Source organism: Streptococcus sp. GMD4S (genome assembly GCF_000296955.1).
In genome coordinates this window covers 1-702 of sequence record NZ_AJRE01000555.1, presented here as the reverse complement: position 1 = coordinate 702, position 702 = coordinate 1, and the positions used below count along the sequence as shown (strand labels likewise).

Here is a 702-nt window from a genome sequence, read left to right as displayed (position 1 = left end):
CTTCTCCCTTCTTAAACTGACGAGGTGTCACACCTGCAATCTGTTTAAAACGTTGGGTAAAGTAGTTCATATCTTCAAAACCAACCTTCTCCGCGATCTCGTAAATCTTTAAATCCGTGGTCAGAAGTAAGAGCTTAGCTTGTTTGACACGCTCCCTCACCAGGTAATCCTGAAAAGGCAAACCCAACTCTTTCTTAATCAAGGAACTCAAATAAGTTGGGCTAAAGCCCAAATCACTGGCCAAGCTCTTTAAACTAAATTGACTGTCAGCCAGATGGGACTGGATTTTCTGGGCCAGGTTTCCCTCAAACTTATCAGTTAATAAATCTTGTAACTGCTCTTCCTTTTCTTCCTTGTCTAGTTTTTGCTTGATTTTCCCTAACATTTCCTCAATATCCTGACGCGAAAAGGGCTTGAGCAAGTAGTCATCCACACCGAGTTTGACAGCAGACAAGGCATACTCAAAATCATCGTAACCTGTCAAAAAAACTAGGTGAACCTGAGGATAGGTTTCTCGTACCAGACTAGCCAACTGGATGCCATTCAGCTGAGGCATGTTAATATCGGTTAAAATGATATCTGGCACCTGCTTTTGAATCAAGTCCCAAGCCTGTCTTCCATTTTCAGCCTGACCGATGATTTCCATATCGTAGGCTGCTACATTGACCAGCTTGGTCAAGCCTTGTCTTACCAGATACTCAT

General features: G+C 42.7%; 1 protein-coding gene. It reads right to left on the bottom strand.

Annotation, left to right across the window (positions count from 1 at the left end):
• A partial coding sequence (locus GMD4S_RS12510; RefSeq protein WP_000385122.1) for a response regulator transcription factor occupies positions 1–702 on the bottom strand: 702 nt, incomplete at both ends.